This is a genomic window from Dyadobacter sp. CY327 (genome assembly GCF_021390415.1).
GTDB classification, from domain to species: Bacteria; Bacteroidota; Bacteroidia; order Cytophagales; family Spirosomataceae; genus Dyadobacter; species Dyadobacter chenhuakuii.
The window spans coordinates 707,097-730,098 of record NZ_JAJUXJ010000001.1 but is presented as its reverse complement, the minus strand read 5'-3'; the positions used below and the strand labels follow the sequence as shown (position 1 = coordinate 730,098).

Below are 23,002 nucleotides of genomic sequence, written 5' to 3'. Positions count from 1 at the left end.
CAGGCATACCAAGATATAGAGGAAGCTGCTTTTAAGGAACACCGGGCGGCTAGAAGAGTGTATTGATATGAAATGCATTGGTAATGTTGACTTTATCACGCAGAAGATCTAAAAAAACAGAGAGCCCAATGGACTCTCCGGTAAACAACATCATTATAGCTGGTTTAGTTTAGAGGATACTAACCCCTGTCATCTCAGCCGGCTTTGGAATTCCCATTAAGTCAAGAATTGTAGGTGCAATGTCGGCCAGCTTGCCATCTTTTATCGGATTCTGATAATTATTATCGACTAATACGCAAGGCACCAGGTTCAAGGAGTGGGCAGTATTGGGAGAGCCGTCGTCATTCAGCATATAGTCCGAATTTCCGTGATCGGCAATGATAATGGATGAATAACCATGGTTTAAACCAGTGGTAACAACAGCCTGCACACATTGATCAACGGTTTCACATGCCTTAACCGCAGCTTCAAACACACCCGTATGTCCAACCATATCCGGGTTTGCAAAGTTGAGGCAAACAAAATCCACCTCTCTTTTTTCCAACTCAGGCACTATCGAGTCCCTGATGCCGAACGCCGACATTTCAGGTTGAAGGTCATAAGTCGCAACTTTTGGCGACTGGCAAAGTAAGCGGCTTTCACCCTCAAACGGCTTTTCGCGTCCGCCAGAGAAAAAGAATGTTACGTGCGGATATTTTTCCGTTTCAGCAATGCGGATCTGTTTTTTCCCCGCTGCTTCAAGCACTTCGCCTAATGTATTGTTGAGATTATCTTTATCAAAAATCACATCTACACCTGTGTATGTATCATCATAATTGGTCATTGTGATGTATCTCAGGTTCAGCTTGTGCATATTCTGCTCATGAAAATCCTGTTGCGTCAGCACTTCTGTGATTTCGCGTCCGCGGTCGGTCCGGAAATTGAAACATAATACAACATCTCCATCTTCGATAACACCGATTGGCGTCCCGTCCGGATTTGTTGCAACGATAGGCATGATAAATTCGTCAGTAACGCCTGTCTCGTAGGAATCTTTGATTGCTTTCAATACGTCACCGGATGCTACATGCGCACCTTCGCCGTGCACCATTGCGTCATAAGCAAGCTTCACACGCTCCCAACGCTTGTCGCGGTCCATTGCATAATAACGACCGGTTACGCTTGCTATGCGGCCTGTTGTCTGATCCAATGTTTGTTGAAGCTCTGTTAAAAAGCCTAAACCACTCTTCGGATCGCAGTCACGGCCGTCTGTAAATGCATGCACAAAGACGTTTGTCAAACCCCTGTCGGCAGCGATTTTGACAAGTCCTTTTAAATGATCGATGTGTGAGTGAACGCCTCCATCGGAAACCAAACCGATGAAATGCACTTTTTTGTTATTTGTTTTGGCAAAATCCAAAGCATTGGTAAGGACAGGTTCCTGACCTAATGTTCCTTCGGTAACAGCAAGATTAATTTTTACCAGATCCTGATAAACGACACGTCCTGCTCCAAGATTGGTATGTCCTACTTCTGAATTTCCCATCTGTCCGTCGGGAAGCCCCACAGCCAGTCCGCTTGCAGCAAGTCTGCTATGCGGATATTTCTGCATAATGCTGTCGTAAAAAGGAGTGTTGGCAGCTAAAACAGCGGAACGGCTCTCTTCGCCAGGTTGGGCAATTCCCCAGCCGTCCATGATTATAAGAATTACTTTTTTGCTCAATGTCTTAGAAATTAAATATTAACACGCAATGGCCAATGGCGGGCTTACTCGCTTTTTTTGCCTTCGACCGGCTGATTTTTCTCGTCAACGATTACATATACTTCCTCGTTGGGCTTGCGCATCATGAAATTTTCGCGCGCCCATTTTTCAAGCATTTTGGGATTACCAAAAACCTCATTCCGCTCCTTCTTAACTTCTTTGATCTTTCCCAACAAAATACCTTTTTCGTGTTCCAGTTCCTTCATTTTCATCCGGTTGGAGATCACAATCCGCATATTGTTATTGTCAAGGAAAAGGATCCAGACGAACCATGCCAGAAATGTGGCTATATAAAAGTTTTTGAGCGTTTGGAGCGACCAGAATGATCCTTTTTTCATAACGAAAAGCGAGTGTATATACAAAAACCGGAGCATTAAGCTCCGGTTTTGATTAATGATATCAGAATTTCAATCCTGGGAAGTAAGCGTTTTCACCAAGCTCTTCTTCAATGCGAAGCAGCTGGTTGTATTTCGCCATGCGGTCAGAGCGGGAAGCAGATCCCGTTTTGATCTGTCCTGTGTTCAATGCAACTGCAAGGTCAGCAATTGTTGAATCTTCCGTTTCACCTGAGCGGTGGGACATTATGCTCTTATAGCTGTTGCGTTTTGCAAGGTTAACCGTGTCAATCGTCTCAGTCAATGAACCGATCTGGTTTACCTTCACAAGGACTGCATTTGCAATTTGTGATTCGATTCCTTGTTGCAGACGGGTTACGTTTGTCACGAACAAATCGTCACCTACCAACTGGATTTTCTTGCCAACCGATTGTGTAAGTGTTGCCCAGCCAGCCCAGTCGTCTTCGTCCATTCCATCTTCAATTGAAATGATCGGATATTTAGCAACCCACTGTGTCCAGTAGTCAGCCATTTCGTCAGAGCTCAGTTTCCGACCATCTGATTTTTTGAAGTGGTACAATCCATCTTCGTAGAATTCAGAAACAGCAGCATCCATTGCGATGAAGATGTCTTCACCTGGCTTGTAACCTGCTTTCTCGATCGCCTGAATTACGATTTCGATCGCTTCTTCATTTGATTTAATGTTTGGAGCAAATCCACCTTCGTCACCTACGTTGGTAGAATATCCTTTGCTTTTCAAAACTGTTTTAAGCGTATGGAAAACCTCAACGCCCATTCTCAATGATTGCGAGAATGTATCTGCTTTCGCAGGCATGATCATGAATTCCTGGAAATCGATAGAATTATCCGCGTGGCTTCCACCATTCAGGATATTCATCATCGGAACTGGCAATGTGTTCGCGTTCGTTCCGCCCACGTAACGATATAATGGAAGGTTTGCTTCTTGTGCAGCAGCCTTGGCAGCAGCCAGAGAAACACCCAGAATTGCGTTTGCGCCCAATTTCGCTTTGTTAGGCGTTCCGTCCAATTCCAGCATGATTTTATCAATCAGATTTTGCTCAAAAACTGAACAACCGATCAACTCAGGGAAAATAATATCGTTGACATTCTCAACGGCTTTCAAAACTCCTTTTCCTACGTAAACGCTTTTATCGTCATCACGAAGTTCAACGGCCTCATGCTTTCCGGTAGAAGCTCCAGACGGAACAGCAGCACGTCCTAAATAGCCATTTTCAGTACGAATATCTACTTCTATTGTTGGGTTTCCTCTTGAATCCAGAATTTGTCTTGCATGTACTGATTGAATCGTACTCATTTGCAGCTTGTGGTTTTGATTTAAAATAGAATTTTTTAACGGTACAAAATAACACAAAAAATCCTCTGCATTACAGAGGATTTCGATATTTTCAGCTCGCTCTTAACAATTTGATAAATTCGTCAAACAGATAGCGCGAATCATGCGGACCTGGCGATGCCTCAGGGTGATATTGAACTGAGAACGCAGGATAATCCTTTCTGCGAATTCCTTCAATTGTTTTATCATTCAAATTCACGTGCGTGATTTCAATATCAGGATGGTTTTCAATCTCATCCGGATTAACCGCGAAACCATGATTTTGCGAAGTGATTTCGCATAATCCGGTGATCAGGTTTTTCACCGGGTGGTTCAACCCGCGGTGGCCGTGGTGCATTTTATATGTGTTAATCCCGCTTGACAATGCAAGCAGCTGATGTCCCAGACAAATTCCGAAAAGAGGCTTGCTGGTTTTGATCATCTGGTTGACACTTTCCACTGCGTAAAGCATTGCAGCCGGGTCGCCAGGGCCGTTGGATATGAAGAATCCGTCGGGCTGCCAAGCCATTACTTCCTCAAAAGGCGTCTTTGCAGGAAAAACTTTACAGTAACATCCGCGTGAGGTCAAGTTTTGCAGAATGCTTTTCTTGATTCCGTAATCCATAACCGCAATCCTGAACTGGCTGCCAGTTTCCTCTCCTACATAGTAAGCGCTTTCTGTCGTTACTTCGGATGACAATTCGAGGCCATCCATTGAAGGGATTTTTTTCAATTCGGCCATCAATTCCTTTTCATCCAGGACTTCGGAAGAAATGATCGCATTCATTACGCCTCTTTGTCTCACGTGGCGCACAATGTGTCTTGTGTCTACGTTACTTACGCCCACGATGTTGGCCCGCTCAAAATATTCCTGCAATGAGAAATCAGCTGTGTCTCGGGAATAGATCGGGGAGAATGTGTTACAAACCATCCCGCGGATCTTCACCGAAGCCGATTCTTCCTCGTCTTCCAGCTGAACCCCGTAGTTGCCGATGTGCGAGTTGGTGTTAACAATGATTTGACCATAGTAGGAAGGATCGGTATAAATTTCCTGATATCCTGTCATACCTGTATTAAAACAAATTTCCCCGCCGGTGGTCCCGCTTATTCCCAAAGCAAGTCCTCTATAAGCTGTCCCGTCTTCAAGTAATAACAGAGCTTCCTTTTTTTGACCCATTTTATTGCTAAATCTATTGTTTGTCAAATGTTGTTGAGCGAATTGCCCGGGTATTTTTAAACTGCGGTGCAAAATTATAAAATTTTACCCATAAAAAAGGGTTAAACGAAACGTTCAACCCTTTTCCATATATTCTTAATGACTATCCAAAACTATTCCTTTTCAGTAGTAGGTGCTGGCGAATCATTGTTTTCAGCTGTTTCGTCAGCAGCAGGCTCGTCATTTACGGGTTCTGCTTCTGCAACCACAGGATGATCTTCTTTTTTAACAGGAGCAGCTGCTGCTACTTCTGAACCTTCTTTCTTCGCTCCACCTCTTCTGCTACGTCTTGTTTTTGCAGGTTTGTCAGCATTAGCAAGAAGCAATGCATCGTTGAAATCTACAAGTTCAATCAGTGCCGTTTCGGCAGCATCACCAAGTCTGTTTCCAAGCTTAATGATCCTTGTGTAACCACCTGGGCGAGATGCAATTTTGTCAGAAACAACACCGAAAAGTTCTTTTGTTGATTCTTTATCATTCAGATAAGAGAAAACAACCCTTCTGTTGTGGGTAGAATCTTCTTTGGCGCGGGTTAGCAAAGGCTCAACGTATTTACGAAGTTCTTTTGCTTTCGCTAATGTTGTTTCAATTCTCTTGTGGATAATCAATGAAGAAGCCATGTTTGAAAGCATCGCCTTGCGGTGAGATGCTGTTCTTCCCAAATGATTATCTTTCTTACCGTGTCTCATTGTTTTGTTGTTTAGTTGCTTCGAGCGGCGGCTAGCGCGCTACAGAATACAGACTTATTATGGAATTATTTATCAATCTTCGTCCAAACGGTATTTGGCAACATCCATTCCAAATGTGAGTTGTTTATCAGCAACAAGCTGTTCCAACTCAGTAAGAGATTTTTTACCAAAATTGCGGAATTTCATCATGTCTGAAATTTCAAGTCTAACCAGATCACCCAGTGATTTAACGTCAGCTGATTTCAAACAGTTGTAAGCACGTACGGAAAGGTCCAGCTCAGACAATGAAGTCTTAAGCAGTTTTCTCATACGCAACATTTCTTCATCCACCTGATTGTCTTCTTCTGCTTTCTGCTTCTCAAACGTCATTGTTTGATCAGAGAATAGCATGAAATGTTGAATCAAAATGTTTGCAGCACCTTTCAATGCATCCTCAGGGTGGATAGAACCATCTGTCTGGATGTCGATCAAAAGACGCTCGTAATCTGTACGTTGTTCTACACGTGTATTTTCAACACTGTATTTAACGTTTTTAATTGGCGTATAAATAGAATCCACTGCGATGTATCCGAACGGCAACTCGTTTGCACGTGGTTCATCAGCAGGAACGTATCCTCTTCCTTTGTCCAAAAGCAGTTCCATTTCGAACTCTTTCTGGTCATCAATATGGCAAATAACCTGATCCGGGTTTAAAACTTCAAATGCGTTGGTAAACTTGCCAATGTCGCCGGCTGTGATAACGGATACATTTTTAAGGTTTACAACGATTCTGCTTTCGTTCAGATCAGAAACTTTTTTAAAACGAACCATTTTAAGGTTCAGGATGATTTCTGTTACATCCTCAACTATACCTTCGATAGAAGAAAATTCATGAAGAACACCAGGGAACTTCACGCTCGTAATGGCATAACCCTCCAAAGATGAAAGAAGTATTCTACGTAATGCATTACCAATGGTTACGCCGTACCCTTTCTCTAAAGGCTTAAACTCAAACAACCCGTGAAAGTCGTCTGCTTTTTCCATGACGACCTTATCAGGCATTTGGAAAGCTAATATTGACATAGTCCTTGCTCCTTTTATAGTAGTAAATGATAGTTGATCACGCTACCGTTACCTTTGCGATCGCAAAATTGCCGTTACCGGCTAAAAGCACGCCTGGTAAACTAGGCGTGCTGTAATATGAAGATTATTTAGAATACAATTCAACGATAAGCTGCTCGTTGATGTTTTCCGGGATTTGCTCGCGTTCCGGGAAGGTTACAAACTTACCTGTCAATTGCTGACCATCCCACTCCAACCAGTTGAATCCTTTTGAGCTGTGGCCAGCAAGGCTTTCTGAAACTGATTCAAGAGACTTGGATTTCTCACGAACTGTAACGATTTGTCCAGGACGAAGAGAATAAGAAGGGATGTTTACAATTTCACCATCAACAAGGATATGTTTGTGGGAAACCAGCTGGCGTGCAGCACGTCTGGTTGGAGCGATGCCCAAGCGGTAAACTGTGTTATCAAGACGAGCTTCGCAGTATTTCAACAGGTTTTCACCAGTGATACCTTCTTTAACCGAAGCTTTTTCAAATAGGTTACGGAATTGTCTTTCAAGAATACCGTAGATGAATTTCACCTTCTGCTTTTCCATCAATTGCAAAGCATACTCTGATTTCTTAGAGCGGCGACCCTTTCCATGAACTCCTGGAGGGTAATTTTTCTTAGCAAGCGCTTTGCTCGGGCCCATGATGGGTTCTCCGTAACGTCTTGCAATCTTAGATTTGGGACCTGTATAACGTGCCATTAAAAACTTGTTGTTTTACTTAATTGATTAAAAACCATTCTGTAACCCCAGTGTCCAAATTACGAATGGGCATTCTAATTGAATACTATACTCTCCGACGTTTTGGAGGACGGCAACCATTGTGTGGAAGCGGAGTAATATCTCTGATCGTGGTTACCTCTATTCCAGCATTCTGGATGGTACGGATTGCAGACTCGCGGCCTGATCCCGGTCCTTTAACAAACACCTCAGCTTTACGCATTCCCAGGTCGAAAGCAACCTGAGCACAGCTTTGAGCAGCTGTTTGCGCAGCATACGGAGTGTTCTTTTTAGAACCACGGAAGCCCATCTTACCGGCAGATCCCCAGGAAATTACCTGGCCGTTGTTATTTGTGATAGAGATGATAATGTTGTTGAAAGAAGCCTTGATGTGTACCTGACCCACTGACTCTACAACTACAACTCTCTTTTTAGCTTTATCTTTTCTTTTATTTTGTGCCATTGCTTATGGATAGAAATGTGGTTTTACCCACTGCTCACTGATTATTTAGTAGCCTTTTTCTTGTTCGCGATTGTTTTGCGTTTACCCTTACGAGTACGAGAGTTGTTCTTTGTCCTTTGTCCGCGCAATGGTAAACCTTTACGGTGACGAAGACCTCTGTAACAAGCGATATCCATTAAGCGCTTAATGCTCAGTTGAACTTCTGACTTAAGTGCACCTTCTACTTTATATTCACCTGCTATAACCGCGCGAACTGCACCTGACTCATCATCATTCCAGTCAATCACCTTTTTATTGATGTCAACTCCTGCTTTTTCCAGAATTTTTTTCGCTGAACTGCGTCCAATTCCGAAGATATAAGTTAGTGAGATTTCGCCCCTTTTACGGTCGGGAATATCAACTCCTGAAATACGTGCCATAATGATTAACCTTGTCTTTGTTTATACCGTGGGTTCTTCTTGTTAATAACATACACTTTACCCTTTCGGCGTATAACCTTGCAGTCCTCACTGCGTTTCTTTACTGATGCTTTGACTTTCATCTCGAATGTTACTTGTTGTTAATAATGAGGTGATCTTCTCCTTATTTGTACCGGTAAGTAATTCTTGCCTTTGATAAGTCGTAAGGAGACATTTCCAACTTAACACGGTCGCCCGGTAATATCTTTATATAGTGCATTCTCATCTTTCCTGAAATGTGTGCAATAACTTCATGCTTATTCTCTAAAATTACACGAAACATTGCATTGGAAAGCGCTTCTAAAATTACTCCGTCTTGTTCGATTGATGCTTGTTTTGCCATTCGTAGCGTTAATTACATTACTTCAACCATAAGGCTGGTGTTGGCCGTCACTTTTTCTATATAATCGAATGTTGTCAGAATTTCGGCTTTGCCTTTACGGACAACAACCGTATGCTCAAAATGAGCTGAATATTTTCTGTCACTTGTTCTGATTGTCCATCCATCCCGCTCTTGCATTACCGTCTTTACGCCCAAATTAATCATAGGCTCAATCGCAAGAACCATTCCTTCTTTCAATCTGATACCTTTGCCTCGTTTTCCATAGTTAGGCACTTCCGGACTTTCGTGAAGATCTCTTCCCACACCGTGCCCTACTAATTCCCGGACAACCGTATATCCTCTTTCCTCCACATAATTTTGCACTGCAAAACCTACATCACCTATCCTAAGTCCGTCGACCGCTTGCTCAATGCCTTTGTATAACGACTTTTTAGTAGCAGTCAATAATTTCATAACTTCCGACCTTACCTCACCAACAGGGTAAGTATAAGCGCTATCACTATGAAATCCATTTAATTTAACTCCGCAATCGATCGAAACGATATCTCCTTCTTTCAATGCGTAGTTCCCCGGTATACCGTGAACAACGACTTCATTAACCGATATGCAAAGTGACGCTGGAAACTTATTAAATCCCTTAAAAGAAGGGATGCCACCATTATCCCTAATATATTCTTCTGCTACCCCATCGAGTTTATTTGTTGTTACACCCGGCTTAACCCATAATGCAACCTCAGCATGCGCTTTACCTAAAACCTGCGCACTCTGTTTAATTAACTCAATCTCCTCCTCCGTTTTTAAATAAATCATTGCAATATCAGATGGCGACGCTCTCAGTTCTGCCAGTTACACGACCAGACTTCATCAATCCTTCGTATCTGCGCATCAAAAGATAACTTTCAATTTGTTGAAGCGTATCCAAAACAACTCCAACCATAATAAGCAATGATGTTCCTCCGAAGAAGTGGGCAAAGTCAGTCGAAACTCCTAACAAACTTGCAAATGCCGGCAATATCGCAACAAGAGCAAGCATTAAAGAGCCTGGAAATGTAATCCTATCGAGTATCGAACTAATGTATTCGGATGTCTGCTGACCCGGTTTTACCCCAGGAATAAATCCACCACCTCTCTTCATATCATCAGCAATCTGCTGCGGATTTACCGATATAGCGGTATAGAAGAATGTAAATACAATGATCAAAAACGCAAACAGCAAGTTGTATTGCCAAGTCGTATAGTTTGCAAAAATCGTAGCAACATTACTGGCGAAATCACTCTTCTCAGCAAAGTAGGACGCTCCTAGCGAAGGAATAAACATCAACGCTTGTGCAAAAATAATCGGCATTACACCAGCTGCGTTCAATTTCAAAGGCAAATACTGACGTTGTCCACCCATTACACGGCTACCAACGACTTGCTTTGCATACTGAATAGGTATTCTGCGAACCGCCTGTGTAAGCATTACGGCACCCATGATCACAAAATAAAGCGCAACAATTTCAAGTACAGTGATCAAAATTCCACCGCTACCACGAGATACAAACTCTTTGTAGATCGCGCCTGGGAATCTCGAAACTATCCCGATCATAATCAGCATAGATATACCATTACCGATTCCTTTATCCGTAATTCTCTCGCCCAGCCACATGCAGAACATTGTCCCCGCAGTCAAAACGAATACAGATGAAATAGAAAAAAGGCTTCTTGAAACCAATAAAGCCTCATCAGGAACAGTAGTATTCAGATAAGCAGTCCCCTGAACCAATGTAACCACAATTGTCAGCACTCTGGTAATCTGGTTCAGCTTCTTACGACCAGATTCTCCCTCCTTTTGCATCTTTTGAAAATATGGCAAAGCCATTGTCAAAAGTTGAATTGCAATAGAAGCCGAGATATAGGGCATAATACCCAATGCAAAAATCGAGGCCTTACTGAACGCACCTCCTAAAAAGGTATCCAGAAGGCCTAAAAGTCCCTGAGTGGAAACATTCATTTGATCCGGTTCAACGCCGGGCAAAGCCACGTAAGACCCCAAACGGAAAATCGTTATAAACAAAAGAGTGTTGAGAATTCGCGTTCTCAACTCTTCAATTGCAAATATGTGTTTTATAGTCTCTAAAAATCGTTTCATGTCGTGGGCTTACAATAGCTATTTGTTATAAACAACTTGTGCTTAATGCAAACAGCAAAATTATAGTTTAACCGCTTTGCCTCCTGCCTTTTCAATCGACTCAATTGCAGCCGCAGAAAAACCATTTGCCTGAACTTCGACAGCCGCTGAAATTTCGCCTCTATTCAAAATCTTCACAAGGTCTTTCTTTGCACACAAACCGTTTTCACGAATAAGATCTAAAGTGATTACAGAAGCATTCGTTTTTTCTGCAAGAGCCTGAATTGCGTCCAGATTAAGCGCTTTGAATTCAACTCTGTTAATGTTGTTGAACCCGAATTTAGGCAGACGTCTTTGAAGAGGCATTTGCCCTCCTTCAAAACCTACCTTACGGCTATATCCAGAACGTGATTGTGCTCCTTTATGTCCACGTGCAGCTGTTCCACCTTTTCCAGATCCCTGACCACGTCCAACACGCTTTCCTGTTTTTACAGATCCAGCAGCTGGTTTTAATGAACTAAGATTCATACTTGAAATATATGTTAGATTTCCTCTACTTTAATTAGATGGCTTACCTTACGGATCATACCCGCTATGGCGTCGCTATTTTCCTTCTCAACCGTTCTGTTCAACTTACCAAGACCTAAGGCCTTGATGGTAAGCTTTTGTCTTTCGGGACGATCGATTGTGCTTTTTACTTGTGTAATACGTACTTTTGACATGATCACTCAGAGATAAGGGAATAATCCGGAGGACTATCCGTTGAATACTTTGTCCAATTTAACACCGCGCTGAAAAGCAACCTGATGAGGAGCTCTCATTTTCAATAAAGCATCGATTGTTGCCTTAATTACGTTGTGAGGATTTGAAGATCCTTTAGACTTAGCAAGTACATCTTTGATCCCGGCACTTTCAAGTACCGCACGCATTGGTCCACCAGCAAGAACTCCTGTTCCAGGTGCAGCTGGCTTGATCAATACAAAACCTCCGCTGAATTTACCTTCCATCTGGTGAGGAACAGTATGCTTAAGCATTGGAACTTGAATTAGATTCTTCTTAGCGTCATCAATGCCCTTGGCGATTGCATCCGTAACTTCGTTTGCTTTGCCAAGTCCGTATCCTACAACACCGTTTCCATCACCTACAACGACGATAGCCGAAAAGCTGAAACGACGACCACCCTTTACTACTTTTGCTACCCGATTGATTGCAACTACGCGCTCTTTCAAGTCCGATTCGTTAACCTTTGAAGGTTTTGTATTTGTAGACATAGTCTTTGTTATACTTAGAATTTCAGGCCACCCTCACGAGCTCCTTCGGCCAATGCTTTTACTTTACCATGATACAAATATCCGTTTCTGTCAAAAACAACAGTCTGGACACCTGCTTCTTGTGCCTTTTCAGCAATCTTCTTACCAACCTGGAGAGCAGTGTCAACGTTAGCGTTTTCTTTTCTTCCACCCAGGTCTACTGATGAAGCGCTTGCAAGCGTTACACCATTTATATCATCTATAATTTGCGCATAAATGCTGGTGTTAGAGCGGAAGACTGATAATCTCGGACGCTCAGAACTACCTTTCACCTTCTTACGAATGTGATATTTAAGGCGTTGTCTTCTATCTGCTTTTGCGGTAGCCATTTTCAAACTTGTCTTACTTGTTTATAAACTAATTCCGTGACTTACTACTTTTTAGAAGCAGATTTTCCAGCCTTACGACGAACAACCTCACCGACAAAACGAATACCTTTTCCTTTGTAAGGTTCAACCTTACGCAATGATTTGATTTTCGCTGCAACCGATCCAATCAGTTCCTTGTCAATTCCTTCTAAAATAACCTTGGGATTTTGTCCCTTTTCGGAAGTCGTTGTAAGCTTGATCTCTTCCGGAATAGCCATAAAAATATTGTGAGAATAACCCAATTGCAATTCCAGCACATTGTTTGCTGCACTTGCCTTGTAACCCACACCAATAATCTCTAACTCTTTCTTATATCCGGCATCTACTCCGATCACCATGTTGTTGATCAAAGATCTGTACAAGCCGTGCAGTGCTTTGTGACGCTTCTGCTCAGTCGGCCGACTTACTTTAAGTTCACTACCTTCAATCTCAACGCTGATATCGCTATCAACTGTCTGATGCAGTGTACCCTTTGGTCCTTTTACTGATACTACATTACCTTCTGCAACTGATACAGAAACACCTGCCGGCAAAACGATAATTTTATTTCCTATACGTGACATTTCCTGAATAACTTTTAAATATTAATACACGAAACATAACACTTCCCCGCCAACATTAAGCGTTTTAGCCTCCTTGTCAGTCATTACACCCTTAGATGTTGAAATGATGACAGTTCCTAAACCACCCAATACGCGTGGTAATGTTGATGAACCTGAATATTTACGAAGTCCAGGCTTACTAACCCTCTCCAATTTCACAATTGCAGATTGCTTTGTCACAGGATTGTATTTCAAAGCTATTTTGATTACACCCTGAGGGCCTACTTCGTCAAATTTATAACTCTGAATATACCCTTTATCAAAAAGTACCTTAGTTATTTCTTTTTTAATGTTGGATGCAGGTATCTCAACAACCCTGTGCTTCGCTTTGATAGCGTTTCTGAGTCTCGTCAGATAATCTGCTATGGGATCCGTTAACATTTTTATGCCTAGTTTAAACACCCCCTTTGAAACGGGAGTGCAAAGTTAAGTAATTGAAATCAGAATTGAAAGTATTCTTACCAACTTGATTTTGTAACACCCGGAATCTTGCCGTCAGAAGCCATATCCCGGAAACAAACTCTGGAAATTCCGAATTTCCGCATATAACCCCGAGGCCTTCCCGTGATTTTGCACCTGTTATGCAAACGTACAGGAGAAGAGTTACGTGGTAATTTATCTAAACCAACCCAATCACCAGCAGCTTTCAATTTCGTCCGCTTTTCAGCAAACCTAGCTACTAAGGCTTCTCTTTTTCTCTCCCGTGCTTTAACTGATTCTTTTGCCATTGTCGGTAAATATCTTATATTAAGAATTATCCTTGTTTGTTCGCATTTGTAAATGGCATACCCAATGCCTTCAACAACTCATAACTTTCTTCGTCAGAATTGGTAGAAGTGACAAATGTGATATCCATCCCGGTAATTTTATTTACCTTTTCTATACTAATCTCAGGGAAAATGATTTGCTCTTTAACACCGAACGTATAATTTCCGCGTCCGTCAAATCCTTTGTCACTGATACCTTTGAAGTCTCTAACCCGAGGCATTGCAATTGCTGTCAAACGGTCAAGAAACTCATACATACGATCGCCGCGAAGTGTAACCTTAGCTCCGATCGGCATGTTTTCACGCAACTTAAAGTTCGAAACCGCTTTCTTGGAAATTGTTGCAATTGCTTTTTGACCAGTGATCTGGCTCAATTCCTCAACACCAGTGTCAACCAGCTTTTTATCTGCTACTGCTGCTCCAATTCCTTTATTAATAACAATCTTAGTCAAACGAGGAACTTGCATCACTGACTTATACTGAAACTTATCTTTCAGTTGCGAAACAACTTCGCTTACATACTTTTCTTTTAATCTCGGCTGTGCCATCTTTTTGAAGATATTATTGTGGATTACCGACCCACCGTTTATATTCTATTCCAAGTTCAACATGAACAAAGAATTACAAAATATTTCCTGTCTTTTTCGAAAAACGCTGCAGCTTTCCTTTATCATCTGCTTTGCGACCGGTTCTGGTTGCTTCGCCAGTTTTAGGATCAACTACCATTAGGTTACTAATGTGTATAGCACCTTCACGCTTCTCAATGCTTCCTTGTGGAGTTTGTGCATTAGGCTTAACATGCTTTGTAATCATGTTTACGCCTTCCACAACAGCTCTAAGCTTTTCAATATCCACCTTCTTGATAACACCAGTCTCGCCTTTTGCATTGCCTGAGATCACCTTTACAGTATCTCCGGTGCGAATGTGCAACTTAGCTGGCGCCTTTTTATTTTTGCTTTCCATTTTAGATATTCTCTTATCAGTTCAAAGAAATACTAGAGTTTTGATTTCTTACAACACCTCAGGTGCCAATGAAACGATCTTCATGAATTGCTTTTCACGCAATTCACGTGCAACCGGTCCAAAGATACGAGTACCACGTGGCTCGTCGTTGTTGTTTAACAAAACAGCTGCGTTATCTTCAAATCTGATGTAGGTTCCATCCTTACGGCGTACTTCTTTTTTTGTACGAACCACAACGGCTTTTGAAACCGTTCCTTTTTTCATATTGCTCGAAGAAAGAGCTGATTTTACTGTTACGACGATTTTATCGCCTACTGAGGCATAGCGTTTGCCAGTTCCGCCAAGTACACGAATTACGAGTACTTCCTTCGCTCCACTGTTGTCTGCTACCGACAGTCTTGATTCTTGCTGTACCATTGTTACTTAGCTCTTTCAAGGATTTCTACTAATCTCCAACGCTTACTTTTACTAAGCGGACGTGTTTCCATCACGCGGATCGTATCACCGATTCCAACCTGATTGGTTTCATCATGCACCATAAGCTTGGTAGTTTTAGTCATAAACTTACCATACTTGGCATGCTTCACTTTACGCTCCACAGTGATCACGCAGGATTTCTCCATTTTGTTGCTCACTACTTTGCCAACTCTTTCTTTACGTAAATTTCTTTCTGTTGCCTCCATAATTTCTAAACTGATTTACTGTTGGTTACTTTTAGCCGACAGCTCGGTTAAGAGTTTTGCAATTTCCTTACGCGAGGTACGAATACGCAAAGGGTTTTCAATTGGTGAAATCGCATGTGCGAACTTCAACCGTAACAAGCGCTCCCGCTCCTGGGCGATCTGCTCTTTAAGTTGATCCTGCGACAGATCCTTTATTTCTTTACTAGTCATTGCTTTAAATAATTAGCGTTCTTAATAACATTCGGGTTAATTCGCTTCTTGATAATCCCGACGTACCACGAACTTGGTTTTGATTGGCAACTTTTGTGCAGCCAAACGCAATGCTTCGTTAGCGGTATCTAATGTAACACCAGTGGCTTCGAAGATGATTGTTCCCGGCTTAACTGGCGCAACCCAATATTCAGGAGCTCCTTTACCTTTACCCATACGAACTTCCGCTGGCTTCTTAGTAATCGGCTTGTCAGGGAATACACGAATCCAAACCTGCCCTTCGCGTTTCATCGCACGGGTTACTGAAATACGTGCTGCCTCAATTTGACGTGCGGTTAACCAACCTGGTTCAAGCGCTTTGATAGCAAAAGAACCAAATGCGATTTCATGTCCGCGAGTAGCCAAACCATTGTATGAGCCCTTGCCTTTTTGTTGCTTGCGAAATTTTGTCCTTTTCGGCTGTAACATGATTTTAATCTATTTGACCCGATACGAAATCGGAAAATGTCTGATTACTTCTTCTTATTTCTATTGTTGGTGTTGCCGCCAGCATTGCGTTTGCGACGATCTGCTTCGCTTCCGCCGCCACCGCCTTCACCACGAGGTGCTCCACCATCACGGCCACCGCCTCTGCGATCTCTTCCGCCACGGTCATTGCCGCCACGATCATTACCGCCAGATGCACTTCTTTCTGCTCTGTCAGATGCTGCTGTTGCCGCGCTTGGTGTCAAATCTCTCTTGCCGTAAAGCTCTCCTTTGAAGATCCATACTTTAATACCGATTTTTCCGTAGATCGTTTGTGCTTCTGAGATTGCATAATCGATATCAGCTCTCAAAGTGTGAAGAGGAATTCTTCCTTCTTTGTATTCCTCAGTACGAGCCATTTCAGCTCCACCAAGACGTCCAGCAAGACGGATTTTAATTCCCTGTGTTCCAACCCGCATAGCAGAAGCGATTGATTGCTTCATTGCTCTACGATAAGAGATACGAGCCTGAAGTTGTTGAGCGATTGCCTCGCCGACCAATTTCGCATCGATCTCAGGACGTTTGATCTCATAAATGTTGATCTGAACGTCTTTTCCTGTGATCTTTTTAAGCTCTTCTTTGATTTTATCAACCTCGCTACCACCTTTTCCGATTACAATACCCGGACGGGCAGTGTGGATGGTCAATGTGATACGTTTCAATGTTCTTTCAATAACTACTTTTGAGATCGACCCTTTTGGGATACGTGCTTTGATGTAGTTACGGATTTTTTCGTCTTCAACTAATTTATCAGAGAAGTCTTTTCCTCCATACCAACTTGACTCCCATCCTCTAACAATTCCTAGTCTCAGACCTATAGGATTAACCTTTTGTCCCATTCGATATAGATCGTTTTACTTATGATTCGGTGATTACTGATTCTTTGTCTGCGCTTGCGATAGAAGCAGAAGCATCGTCAATCACGATTGTGATGTGGTTTGAACGCTTACGGATTCTATGTGCTCTTCCTTGCGGTGCAGGGCGCAAACGCTTTAACATACGTCCACCGTCAATAAATACGGTTTTGACAATAAGATCAGCGTCTTCCAGCTTCGCATCTTCATTCAGTTGTTGCCAGTTAGCAACTGCAGAAAGTAAAACTTTATGCAAAACCGGTGAAGAAGCTCTCGGTTGAAACTTTAATAGTGCCAACGCCTTGCTGACCTTTTGTCCGCGAATCATGTCGGCTACTAACCTCATCTTGCGAGGAGAAGTAGGCACATCTTTTAATATAGCTCTTGCTTCCATGTTCTTTCAGATATAGGCTCGTTCCTGTGACAGAACCAGCTATCGTCGACTAATTATTTTCTACCTTTATCTTTTTTTGCAGTATGGCCACGGAAGTTACGTGTAGGAGAAAACTCTCCCAGTTTGTGACCAACCATATTTTCAGTTACATACACAGGAATGAACTTGTTTCCGTTATGCACTGCGAATGTATGCCCGATAAAATCCGGCGATATCATAGAGCGTCGTGACCAGGTTTTGATTACTGATTTCCGAGAAGCGCTGTTCATCACAGTCACTTTGTTCTCAAGACGAAAATCGATATATGGTCCTTTTTTTAATGAGCGTGCCATGTTATACTATTATTTTTTACGACGGCTGATAATCAATTTCTCAGAATGCTTGTTGCGATCACGAGTCTTAAGTCCTTTAGAGAACTGTCCGTTTCTAGATCTAGGCTGGCCCCCTGATGAGCGACCTTCACCACCACCCATTGGGTGATCGACTGGGTTCATTGCAACACCACGAACGCGTGGGCGACGACCTAACCAACGACGACGACCTGCTTTTCCTAATGCCACATTCATGTGACTTGCATTAGAAACGGTTCCAACTGTTGCGATACAAGTAGAAAGTATCATACGCATTTCGCCAGATGGCATTTTCAATACTGCATATTTTCCTTCTCTCGCTACAAGCTGAGCATAAGCTCCTGCGCTACGTGCAAACTGACCACCTTTACCAGGAGTCAACTCGATATTATGAACAATTGTACCAATTGGCATAGAACCTAATGGAAGCGCATTACCAACTTCCGGTGCTACTGAACTGCCTGAAACAATTACTTGTCCCACTTTCAGTCCGTTTGGTGCAATCACATATCTCTTTTCTTCATCTTCAAACTGCACCAACGCAATACGCGCTGAACGGTTTGGATCGTATTCGATTGATATTACTGTGGCTGGCGCATCGAAACGATTTCTTTTGAAATCAATTACACGATACTTTCTTTTATGTCCGCCACCTATATGGCGCATGGTTCTGTGTCCCTGGCTATTACGACCACCTGTTCTTTTGATGGTTTCCAGAAGACTCTTTTCAGGTTTCGCCGTTGTGATCTCCTCGAATGTAGGAGCGGAGCGGAAACGCTGACCAGCACTTGTCGGTTTTAATTTTTTAACTGCCATTTGCTATTAACTCGTCAAAGATTTGAATCGCTCAACTATTCTTATGCTTCACCGTAGATATCGATGATTTCACCTTCAGCTACTGTTACGATAGCCTTTTTGATAGTCGAAGTTTTTCCACTTACAAACTTACCACCCGATGTACGGGATTTGCTTTTTCCAATGCTGCGCATTGTATGAACGCTTTCTACGGTAACCCCGAACAGTTTCTCAATAGCCTTTTTTATCTCTACTTTATTAGAAGTAAGGGACACTTCGAAGGCATATTTTCCTTGACCACCCTGAGCCGTTACCTTTTCGGTTATAATCGGACGTTTCAGTACACTCATGATTATTTGTTCAATTGGGTTTCCAAAATAGACAGAGCAGATTCACTTATCAAAAGACGGTCTGCATACATCAGGTCATACGTGTTGACCGCGTCCACTGTCGTAACTCTTGCTTTTGGAATGTTACGGCTTGACAGATATACATTGCTGTCAACAGATGGAAGAATAAGAAGTGTTTTGGTGTTCACCAATGCAAGTGAGTTCAAAACATTCAAATAAGATTTAGTTTTTGGCGCATCAAATGAGAATGCTTCAAGAACTGAAATCGAATCAGATTTCGCTTTTGCAGAGAAAGCTGACTTACGAGCCAAAACTTTAACTTTTCTATTGATCTTGAAACCGTAGTCACGAGGTCTTGGTCCGAATATACGCCCACCACCTACAAACACCGGAGATTTAATACTACCAGCACGAGCTCCACCAGTTCCTTTTTGTTTCTTGATCTTACGTGTAGAGTGATTAATCTCTGCACGTTCTTTTGATTTGTGTGTTCCCTGACGTTGGTTAGCCAAGTATAACTTCACATCGAGATAGATCGCGTGCGTATTAGGTTCGATGCCAAAAATTTCTTCAGACACACTTACCTTCTTGCCGGTATCTTCTCCTTTTATATTTAATACGGACAGTTCCATCGGTGCTATTTCTCAATGATTAGAAATGAATTCTTTGAACCAGGTACTGAGCCACTAACAACCAGAAGGTTCTGCTCAGGGATCACTTTCAGAATACGTAAATTCTGAATTTTTACACGATTGTTACCCATGCGTCCACCCATGCGAATGCCTTTAAATACACGTGATGGGAATGAACAAGCACCAATCGAACCTGGGTGACGCGCTCTGTTATGCTGACCGTGTGTCTGACCACCTACCCCTGCGAAACCATGGCGCTTTACAACACCCTGGAAACCGCGGCCTTTGGCAGAACCAACTACGTCAACAAACTCGCCTTCTTCAAAGATATCCGTAACAGATAATGAAGTTCCAAGTTCATGTTCCACCTCAAATTCCTTAAACTCAACCACTTTTTGTTTGGGAGTTGTACCGGCTTTCTTGAAGTGGCCAATCATAGGCTGGGAAGAACTTTTCTCTTTCTTTTCACCAAAACCTAACTGAATAGCTTTATAGCCATCCTTTTCTTCGGACCTAACTTGTGTAACAACACAAGGACCAGCTTGAATTACAGTACATGCCAGAGCCTGCCCGTCAGCATTGTACAAACTAGTCATTCCGATTTTCTTACCAATTAAACCAGACATGTTTTGAAATTAAAATTAGCAGGTAAAGACCCTTATTCTTTAAAACGGACTGCAAAGGTATGAAATCAAATTCACGCATCCTAGCAGCTTTAAAATATTTCTCGCTGATAATCAGCAAAAAAGGTCAGATGAATTGAACCATCTGACCTCATTTTTTGAGAACTGGCGAATGGTGCATTAAATGCACGAACATTCGGCTGTTTTCTGAGCTCAGATGTGGTTTCCGGAAACGGACCTTCATCCAATTTATGTCTTTGGCTTAACTGAATAAGCCCTTATTCCTATACTTTAATCTCTACGTCAACACCGCTCGGCAATTCAAGCTTCATCAGTGCGTCAACAGTTTTTGCACTTGTAGAGAAAATGTCTACCAAACGTTTGTAAGTACAAAGCTGGAATTGCTCACGTGACTTCTTATTAACGTGTGGAGAACGAAGAACAGTGAATTTCTCAGTCTTAGTTGGCAAAGGAATTGGACCGCTAACGATAGCACCAGTTGCCTTTACAGCTTTAACAATTTTCTCAGCTGACTTATCAACCAGATTGTGGTCGAAAGAGCGAAGTTTGATACGGATTTTTTGATTCATCTTATTTTATTATTTCCGGTTCTGAGAACACTTGAACGAAACGAGTTTCGACAATCCACAGGCGAAAGAACCATTTACTTCGCCAGCTTCTATATAAAAATGATCCGTTACCAGCTGCTGCTGATAGCGGATCAGATCAATTTATGCTTTAACTAAACCTTTTGCTTTTTCAATTACGCTTTCTGCGATGTTGTTAGGAACGATCTCATAGTAAGCGAATGTCAGAGATGCTGTTGCACGCCCGGAAGACATTGTACGAAGATCAGTAACATAACCAAACAATTCAGAAAGAGGCACATCACATTTGATAACCTGAGCACCATTACGTGAATCCATTCCTCTCATCACACCACGACGACGGTTAAGGTCACCAGTGATTGGTCCTGTGTATTCATCAGGTGTAAGAACTTCAACGTGCATAATCGGCTCCATCAATTTCGAACCTGCATGACGCGCAGCTTCTTTGAAACCAATTTTTGCTGCAAGTTCAAATGACAGCGCATCTGAATCGACATCGTGGAAAGATCCGTGGAAAATACGCACTTTCATCGAATCCAATGGATATCCTGCAAGTGCACCATTTGACATGGATGCTTCAAAACCTTTCTGGATCGGAGCGATAAATTCACGAGGAATAGTACCACCAACAATCTGATTCACAAACTGCAAACCTGTTTTTGGTTCTTTGCCTTCTTCATTATCATCGCGTGGTCCGATTTCGAATACGATATCGGCAAACTTACCACGACCACCTGTTTGTTTCTTGTAAACTTCACGGTGCTCATAGTTCTTAGTAAGAATCTCTTTGTAAGCAACCTGTGGAGCTCCTTGATTTACTTCAACTTTGAACTCACGACGCATACGGTCGATAATGATTTCAAGGTGAAGCTCACCCATTCCTTTGATGATCGTTTGACCTGTTTCTTCGTTACTTTCAACTTGCAACGTAGGATCTTCTTCGATCAATTTAGTAATTGCTTTTGAGAAGTTATCGCTGTCAGCAGCTTTCTTAGGCTCGATAGCATAACCAATTACCGGCTCAGGGAACACCATTGATTCAAGAACGATTGGGTTCTTTTCGTCAGATAATGTATCTCCTGTTTTGATATCCTTGAAACCTACAACTGCACCAATATCACCCGCTTCAAGACGATCAATTTGATTTTGCTTGTTAGCGTGCATTTGGAAAATACGAGAAATACGCTCTTTGTTTCCTGAACGGTTGTTCAAAACATAAGAACCTGAATCAAGATATCCTGAGTAAGAACGGATAAAGCAAAGACGTCCTACATAAGGGTCAGTTGCAATTTTAAACGCTAGTGCGCAGAATGGATCTGAATCCGTTGGCTGACGTGAAATCTCATTTCCAGTGCGAGGATCTGTTCCAACAATGCTTTCGCGATCTTGTGGTGAAGGCAAGATAGCCATCACGTAATCAAGCATCGTTTGAACACCTTTATTTTTGAATGAAGAACCGCAAACCATAGGAACGATTTTCATGCTGATCGTTGCTGCACGCAAAGCTGCAAGAATTTCGTCTTCTGAAATTGAAGTGGGATCTTCAAAATATTTTTCCATCAAAGTGTCATCGAATTCGGCAACAGCTTCAAGCAATTTTTCTCTCCACTCCGTTGCTTCTTCAAGCATATCGTCAGGAATAGGAACTTCTCTGAAAGTCATTCCTTTATCTTCTTCATTCCATTCAATACCACGGAAGTTAACCAAGTCAACTACGCCACGGAAAGTATCTTCAGCACCGATAGGCAATTGAAGAGGAACTGCGTAGCTTCCAAGCATTTCTTTAACCTGCGTACAAACTTTCAAGAAGTCTGCACCTGAACGGTCCATTTTATTTACGAAACCGATACGGGCAACATTATAGTTGTTAGCCAGACGCCAGTTTGTTTCAGATTGAGGTTCAACACCGTCAACTGCACTAAAAAGGAATACAAGACCATCCAATACACGAAGAGAACGGTTTACTTCAACTGTGAAGTCAACGTGTCCCGGTGTATCGATAATGTTGATATGATATTTTTCACCACGGTAATTCCAGTCAACAGTTGTTGCTGCTGATGTAATAGTGATACCACGCTCCTGCTCCTGCTCCATCCAGTCCATTGTAGCTGCACCATCATGCACTTCTCCAATTTTGTGGCTTACCCCTGCGTAATAAAGGATACGCTCCGTTGTGGTTGTCTTACCCGCATCAATGTGCGCAGCAATACCAATGTTTCTTGTTAATCTTAGATCACGTGCCATGACAAATGGTGATGTGTTATTTTATATTCGATGTGCAATTCACTCAGAAGCAATTTGAACTCAAAGAGGATGGCGAAAACGCACTACTTCCAAAAATTCAGAGCGCAAAAGTATAAATTGTTGATTATAAAAACAATTATGTAAAGGTTAAATTTCAGAAAAATCTTAAATAAAAATCGGAAGCCCGGGTAAACCGAACTTCCGA

Annotated in this window: 35 protein-coding genes; all 35 read right to left on the bottom strand. The window is 42.2% G+C overall.

The annotated features are described in order from the left end of the window. Nucleotides 1-169 precede the first annotated feature (169 nt). Nucleotides 170-1,702 carry a 2,3-bisphosphoglycerate-independent phosphoglycerate mutase gene (gpmI, locus tag LZG74_RS03130; protein WP_233795154.1) on the bottom strand — a complete coding sequence of 511 codons (1,533 nt, stop codon included), beginning with the start codon at nucleotides 1,700-1,702 and terminating at the stop codon, nucleotides 170-172. Nucleotides 1,703-1,746: 44 nt separating this feature from the next. Then, nucleotides 1,747-2,079 (bottom strand): septum formation initiator family protein, encoded by a 333-nt coding sequence (locus tag LZG74_RS03125; RefSeq protein ID WP_026631255.1) that lies wholly within the window; start codon nucleotides 2,077-2,079, stop codon nucleotides 1,747-1,749. A gap of 61 nt (nucleotides 2,080-2,140) precedes the next feature. Further along, a complete protein-coding gene (gene eno / locus LZG74_RS03120) occupies nucleotides 2,141-3,412 on the bottom strand; it encodes a phosphopyruvate hydratase (RefSeq protein WP_026631254.1) in 1,272 nt (423 codons plus the stop codon). 91 nt (nucleotides 3,413-3,503) lie between these two features. Continuing rightward, nucleotides 3,504-4,607, bottom strand: a complete 1,104-nt coding sequence (carA, locus tag LZG74_RS03115) for a glutamine-hydrolyzing carbamoyl-phosphate synthase small subunit (RefSeq protein WP_233795153.1) — start codon at nucleotides 4,605-4,607, stop codon at nucleotides 3,504-3,506. Nucleotides 4,608-4,759: 152 nt separating this feature from the next. Next, nucleotides 4,760-5,335 carry a 50S ribosomal protein L17 gene (rplQ, locus tag LZG74_RS03110; protein ID WP_233795152.1) on the bottom strand — a complete coding sequence of 192 codons (576 nt, stop codon included), beginning with the start codon at nucleotides 5,333-5,335 and terminating at the stop codon, nucleotides 4,760-4,762. A gap of 72 nt (nucleotides 5,336-5,407) precedes the next feature. Further along, a complete protein-coding gene (locus LZG74_RS03105; protein WP_026631251.1) occupies nucleotides 5,408-6,397 on the bottom strand; it encodes a DNA-directed RNA polymerase subunit alpha in 990 nt (329 codons plus the stop codon). Nucleotides 6,398-6,521: 124 nt separating this feature from the next. Next, nucleotides 6,522-7,127 carry a 30S ribosomal protein S4 gene (rpsD, locus tag LZG74_RS03100; protein WP_026631250.1) on the bottom strand — a complete coding sequence of 202 codons (606 nt, stop codon included), beginning with the start codon at nucleotides 7,125-7,127 and terminating at the stop codon, nucleotides 6,522-6,524. A gap of 85 nt (nucleotides 7,128-7,212) precedes the next feature. Then, entirely contained in the window at nucleotides 7,213-7,608 is a 396-nt protein-coding gene (gene rpsK / locus LZG74_RS03095) for a 30S ribosomal protein S11 (protein WP_026631249.1), read from the bottom strand. A gap of 41 nt (nucleotides 7,609-7,649) precedes the next feature. After that, on the bottom strand, nucleotides 7,650-8,027 hold the full coding sequence (gene rpsM, locus LZG74_RS03090) for a 30S ribosomal protein S13 (RefSeq protein ID WP_233795151.1): 378 nt from the start codon (nucleotides 8,025-8,027) through the stop codon (nucleotides 7,650-7,652). 5 nt (nucleotides 8,028-8,032) lie between these two features. Continuing rightward, on the bottom strand, nucleotides 8,033-8,149 hold the full coding sequence (gene ykgO, locus LZG74_RS03085; protein WP_015813811.1) for a type B 50S ribosomal protein L36: 117 nt from the start codon (nucleotides 8,147-8,149) through the stop codon (nucleotides 8,033-8,035). Between the two features lie 41 nt (nucleotides 8,150-8,190). Next, nucleotides 8,191-8,409, bottom strand: coding sequence for a translation initiation factor IF-1 (infA, locus tag LZG74_RS03080; protein ID WP_026631247.1), 219 nt, complete (start codon nucleotides 8,407-8,409; stop codon nucleotides 8,191-8,193). A 12-nt stretch (nucleotides 8,410-8,421) separates the two neighbouring features. Continuing rightward, a complete protein-coding gene (gene map, locus LZG74_RS03075) occupies nucleotides 8,422-9,219 on the bottom strand; it encodes a type I methionyl aminopeptidase (RefSeq protein ID WP_233795150.1) in 798 nt (265 codons plus the stop codon). A gap of 7 nt (nucleotides 9,220-9,226) precedes the next feature. Further along, a complete protein-coding gene (gene secY, locus LZG74_RS03070) occupies nucleotides 9,227-10,540 on the bottom strand; it encodes a preprotein translocase subunit SecY (RefSeq protein ID WP_026631245.1) in 1,314 nt (437 codons plus the stop codon). Nucleotides 10,541-10,600: 60 nt separating this feature from the next. Next, nucleotides 10,601-11,047 carry a 50S ribosomal protein L15 gene (rplO, locus tag LZG74_RS03065; RefSeq protein WP_026631244.1) on the bottom strand — a complete coding sequence of 149 codons (447 nt, stop codon included), beginning with the start codon at nucleotides 11,045-11,047 and terminating at the stop codon, nucleotides 10,601-10,603. A gap of 14 nt (nucleotides 11,048-11,061) precedes the next feature. Continuing rightward, nucleotides 11,062-11,241, bottom strand: coding sequence for a 50S ribosomal protein L30 (gene rpmD, locus LZG74_RS03060; RefSeq protein WP_026631243.1), 180 nt, complete (start codon nucleotides 11,239-11,241; stop codon nucleotides 11,062-11,064). A 33-nt stretch (nucleotides 11,242-11,274) separates the two neighbouring features. Further along, complete coding sequence (rpsE, locus tag LZG74_RS03055) at nucleotides 11,275-11,790, bottom strand: 30S ribosomal protein S5 (protein ID WP_026631242.1); 516 nt, start codon at nucleotides 11,788-11,790, stop codon at nucleotides 11,275-11,277. A 14-nt stretch (nucleotides 11,791-11,804) separates the two neighbouring features. Beyond that, a complete protein-coding gene (rplR, locus tag LZG74_RS03050) occupies nucleotides 11,805-12,158 on the bottom strand; it encodes a 50S ribosomal protein L18 (RefSeq protein ID WP_233795149.1) in 354 nt (117 codons plus the stop codon). Nucleotides 12,159-12,202: 44 nt separating this feature from the next. Next, nucleotides 12,203-12,760: a 50S ribosomal protein L6 gene (gene rplF, locus LZG74_RS03045; protein WP_026631240.1), complete on the bottom strand. Its 558-nt coding sequence runs from the start codon at nucleotides 12,758-12,760 to the stop codon at nucleotides 12,203-12,205. Nucleotides 12,761-12,781: 21 nt separating this feature from the next. Beyond that, nucleotides 12,782-13,180 (bottom strand): 30S ribosomal protein S8, encoded by a 399-nt coding sequence (gene rpsH, locus LZG74_RS03040; protein ID WP_026350532.1) that lies wholly within the window; start codon nucleotides 13,178-13,180, stop codon nucleotides 12,782-12,784. 77 nt (nucleotides 13,181-13,257) lie between these two features. Then, nucleotides 13,258-13,527, bottom strand: coding sequence for a 30S ribosomal protein S14 (gene rpsN, locus LZG74_RS03035; protein WP_084439692.1), 270 nt, complete (start codon nucleotides 13,525-13,527; stop codon nucleotides 13,258-13,260). A 26-nt stretch (nucleotides 13,528-13,553) separates the two neighbouring features. Then, a complete protein-coding gene (gene rplE, locus LZG74_RS03030) occupies nucleotides 13,554-14,114 on the bottom strand; it encodes a 50S ribosomal protein L5 (RefSeq protein WP_026631239.1) in 561 nt (186 codons plus the stop codon). 73 nt (nucleotides 14,115-14,187) lie between these two features. Then, a complete protein-coding gene (gene rplX / locus LZG74_RS03025; RefSeq protein ID WP_026631238.1) occupies nucleotides 14,188-14,529 on the bottom strand; it encodes a 50S ribosomal protein L24 in 342 nt (113 codons plus the stop codon). A 48-nt stretch (nucleotides 14,530-14,577) separates the two neighbouring features. Continuing rightward, nucleotides 14,578-14,946: a 50S ribosomal protein L14 gene (gene rplN, locus LZG74_RS03020; RefSeq protein WP_026631237.1), complete on the bottom strand. Its 369-nt coding sequence runs from the start codon at nucleotides 14,944-14,946 to the stop codon at nucleotides 14,578-14,580. Nucleotides 14,947-14,948: 2 nt separating this feature from the next. Then, on the bottom strand, nucleotides 14,949-15,212 hold the full coding sequence (gene rpsQ, locus LZG74_RS03015; protein WP_026631236.1) for a 30S ribosomal protein S17: 264 nt from the start codon (nucleotides 15,210-15,212) through the stop codon (nucleotides 14,949-14,951). A 15-nt stretch (nucleotides 15,213-15,227) separates the two neighbouring features. Continuing rightward, complete coding sequence (gene rpmC, locus LZG74_RS03010; protein WP_026631235.1) at nucleotides 15,228-15,422, bottom strand: 50S ribosomal protein L29; 195 nt, start codon at nucleotides 15,420-15,422, stop codon at nucleotides 15,228-15,230. 36 nt (nucleotides 15,423-15,458) lie between these two features. Further along, on the bottom strand, nucleotides 15,459-15,890 hold the full coding sequence (rplP, locus tag LZG74_RS03005) for a 50S ribosomal protein L16 (protein WP_026631234.1): 432 nt from the start codon (nucleotides 15,888-15,890) through the stop codon (nucleotides 15,459-15,461). A 44-nt stretch (nucleotides 15,891-15,934) separates the two neighbouring features. Continuing rightward, nucleotides 15,935-16,786, bottom strand: coding sequence for a 30S ribosomal protein S3 (rpsC, locus tag LZG74_RS03000; protein WP_035361634.1), 852 nt, complete (start codon nucleotides 16,784-16,786; stop codon nucleotides 15,935-15,937). A gap of 19 nt (nucleotides 16,787-16,805) precedes the next feature. Beyond that, nucleotides 16,806-17,195, bottom strand: a complete 390-nt coding sequence (gene rplV, locus LZG74_RS02995) for a 50S ribosomal protein L22 (RefSeq protein ID WP_082217007.1) — start codon at nucleotides 17,193-17,195, stop codon at nucleotides 16,806-16,808. A 53-nt stretch (nucleotides 17,196-17,248) separates the two neighbouring features. Beyond that, entirely contained in the window at nucleotides 17,249-17,527 is a 279-nt protein-coding gene (gene rpsS, locus LZG74_RS02990; protein ID WP_026631233.1) for a 30S ribosomal protein S19, read from the bottom strand. A 9-nt stretch (nucleotides 17,528-17,536) separates the two neighbouring features. Then, the gene (gene rplB, locus LZG74_RS02985) at nucleotides 17,537-18,361 is read right to left on the bottom strand and encodes a 50S ribosomal protein L2 (RefSeq protein WP_026631232.1); all 825 of its coding nucleotides are present in this window, start codon (nucleotides 18,359-18,361) and stop codon (nucleotides 17,537-17,539) included. A gap of 41 nt (nucleotides 18,362-18,402) precedes the next feature. Next, nucleotides 18,403-18,690, bottom strand: coding sequence for a 50S ribosomal protein L23 (gene rplW, locus LZG74_RS02980; protein ID WP_025764313.1), 288 nt, complete (start codon nucleotides 18,688-18,690; stop codon nucleotides 18,403-18,405). A gap of 2 nt (nucleotides 18,691-18,692) precedes the next feature. After that, nucleotides 18,693-19,322 carry a 50S ribosomal protein L4 gene (rplD, locus tag LZG74_RS02975; RefSeq protein WP_233795148.1) on the bottom strand — a complete coding sequence of 210 codons (630 nt, stop codon included), beginning with the start codon at nucleotides 19,320-19,322 and terminating at the stop codon, nucleotides 18,693-18,695. A 5-nt stretch (nucleotides 19,323-19,327) separates the two neighbouring features. Then, a complete protein-coding gene (gene rplC, locus LZG74_RS02970) occupies nucleotides 19,328-19,948 on the bottom strand; it encodes a 50S ribosomal protein L3 (protein WP_026631229.1) in 621 nt (206 codons plus the stop codon). A 281-nt stretch (nucleotides 19,949-20,229) separates the two neighbouring features. After that, a complete protein-coding gene (rpsJ, locus tag LZG74_RS02965; RefSeq protein ID WP_026631228.1) occupies nucleotides 20,230-20,535 on the bottom strand; it encodes a 30S ribosomal protein S10 in 306 nt (101 codons plus the stop codon). A 141-nt stretch (nucleotides 20,536-20,676) separates the two neighbouring features. Then, a complete protein-coding gene (gene fusA / locus LZG74_RS02960; RefSeq protein WP_233795147.1) occupies nucleotides 20,677-22,797 on the bottom strand; it encodes an elongation factor G in 2,121 nt (706 codons plus the stop codon). Nucleotides 22,798-23,002 lie beyond the last annotated feature (205 nt).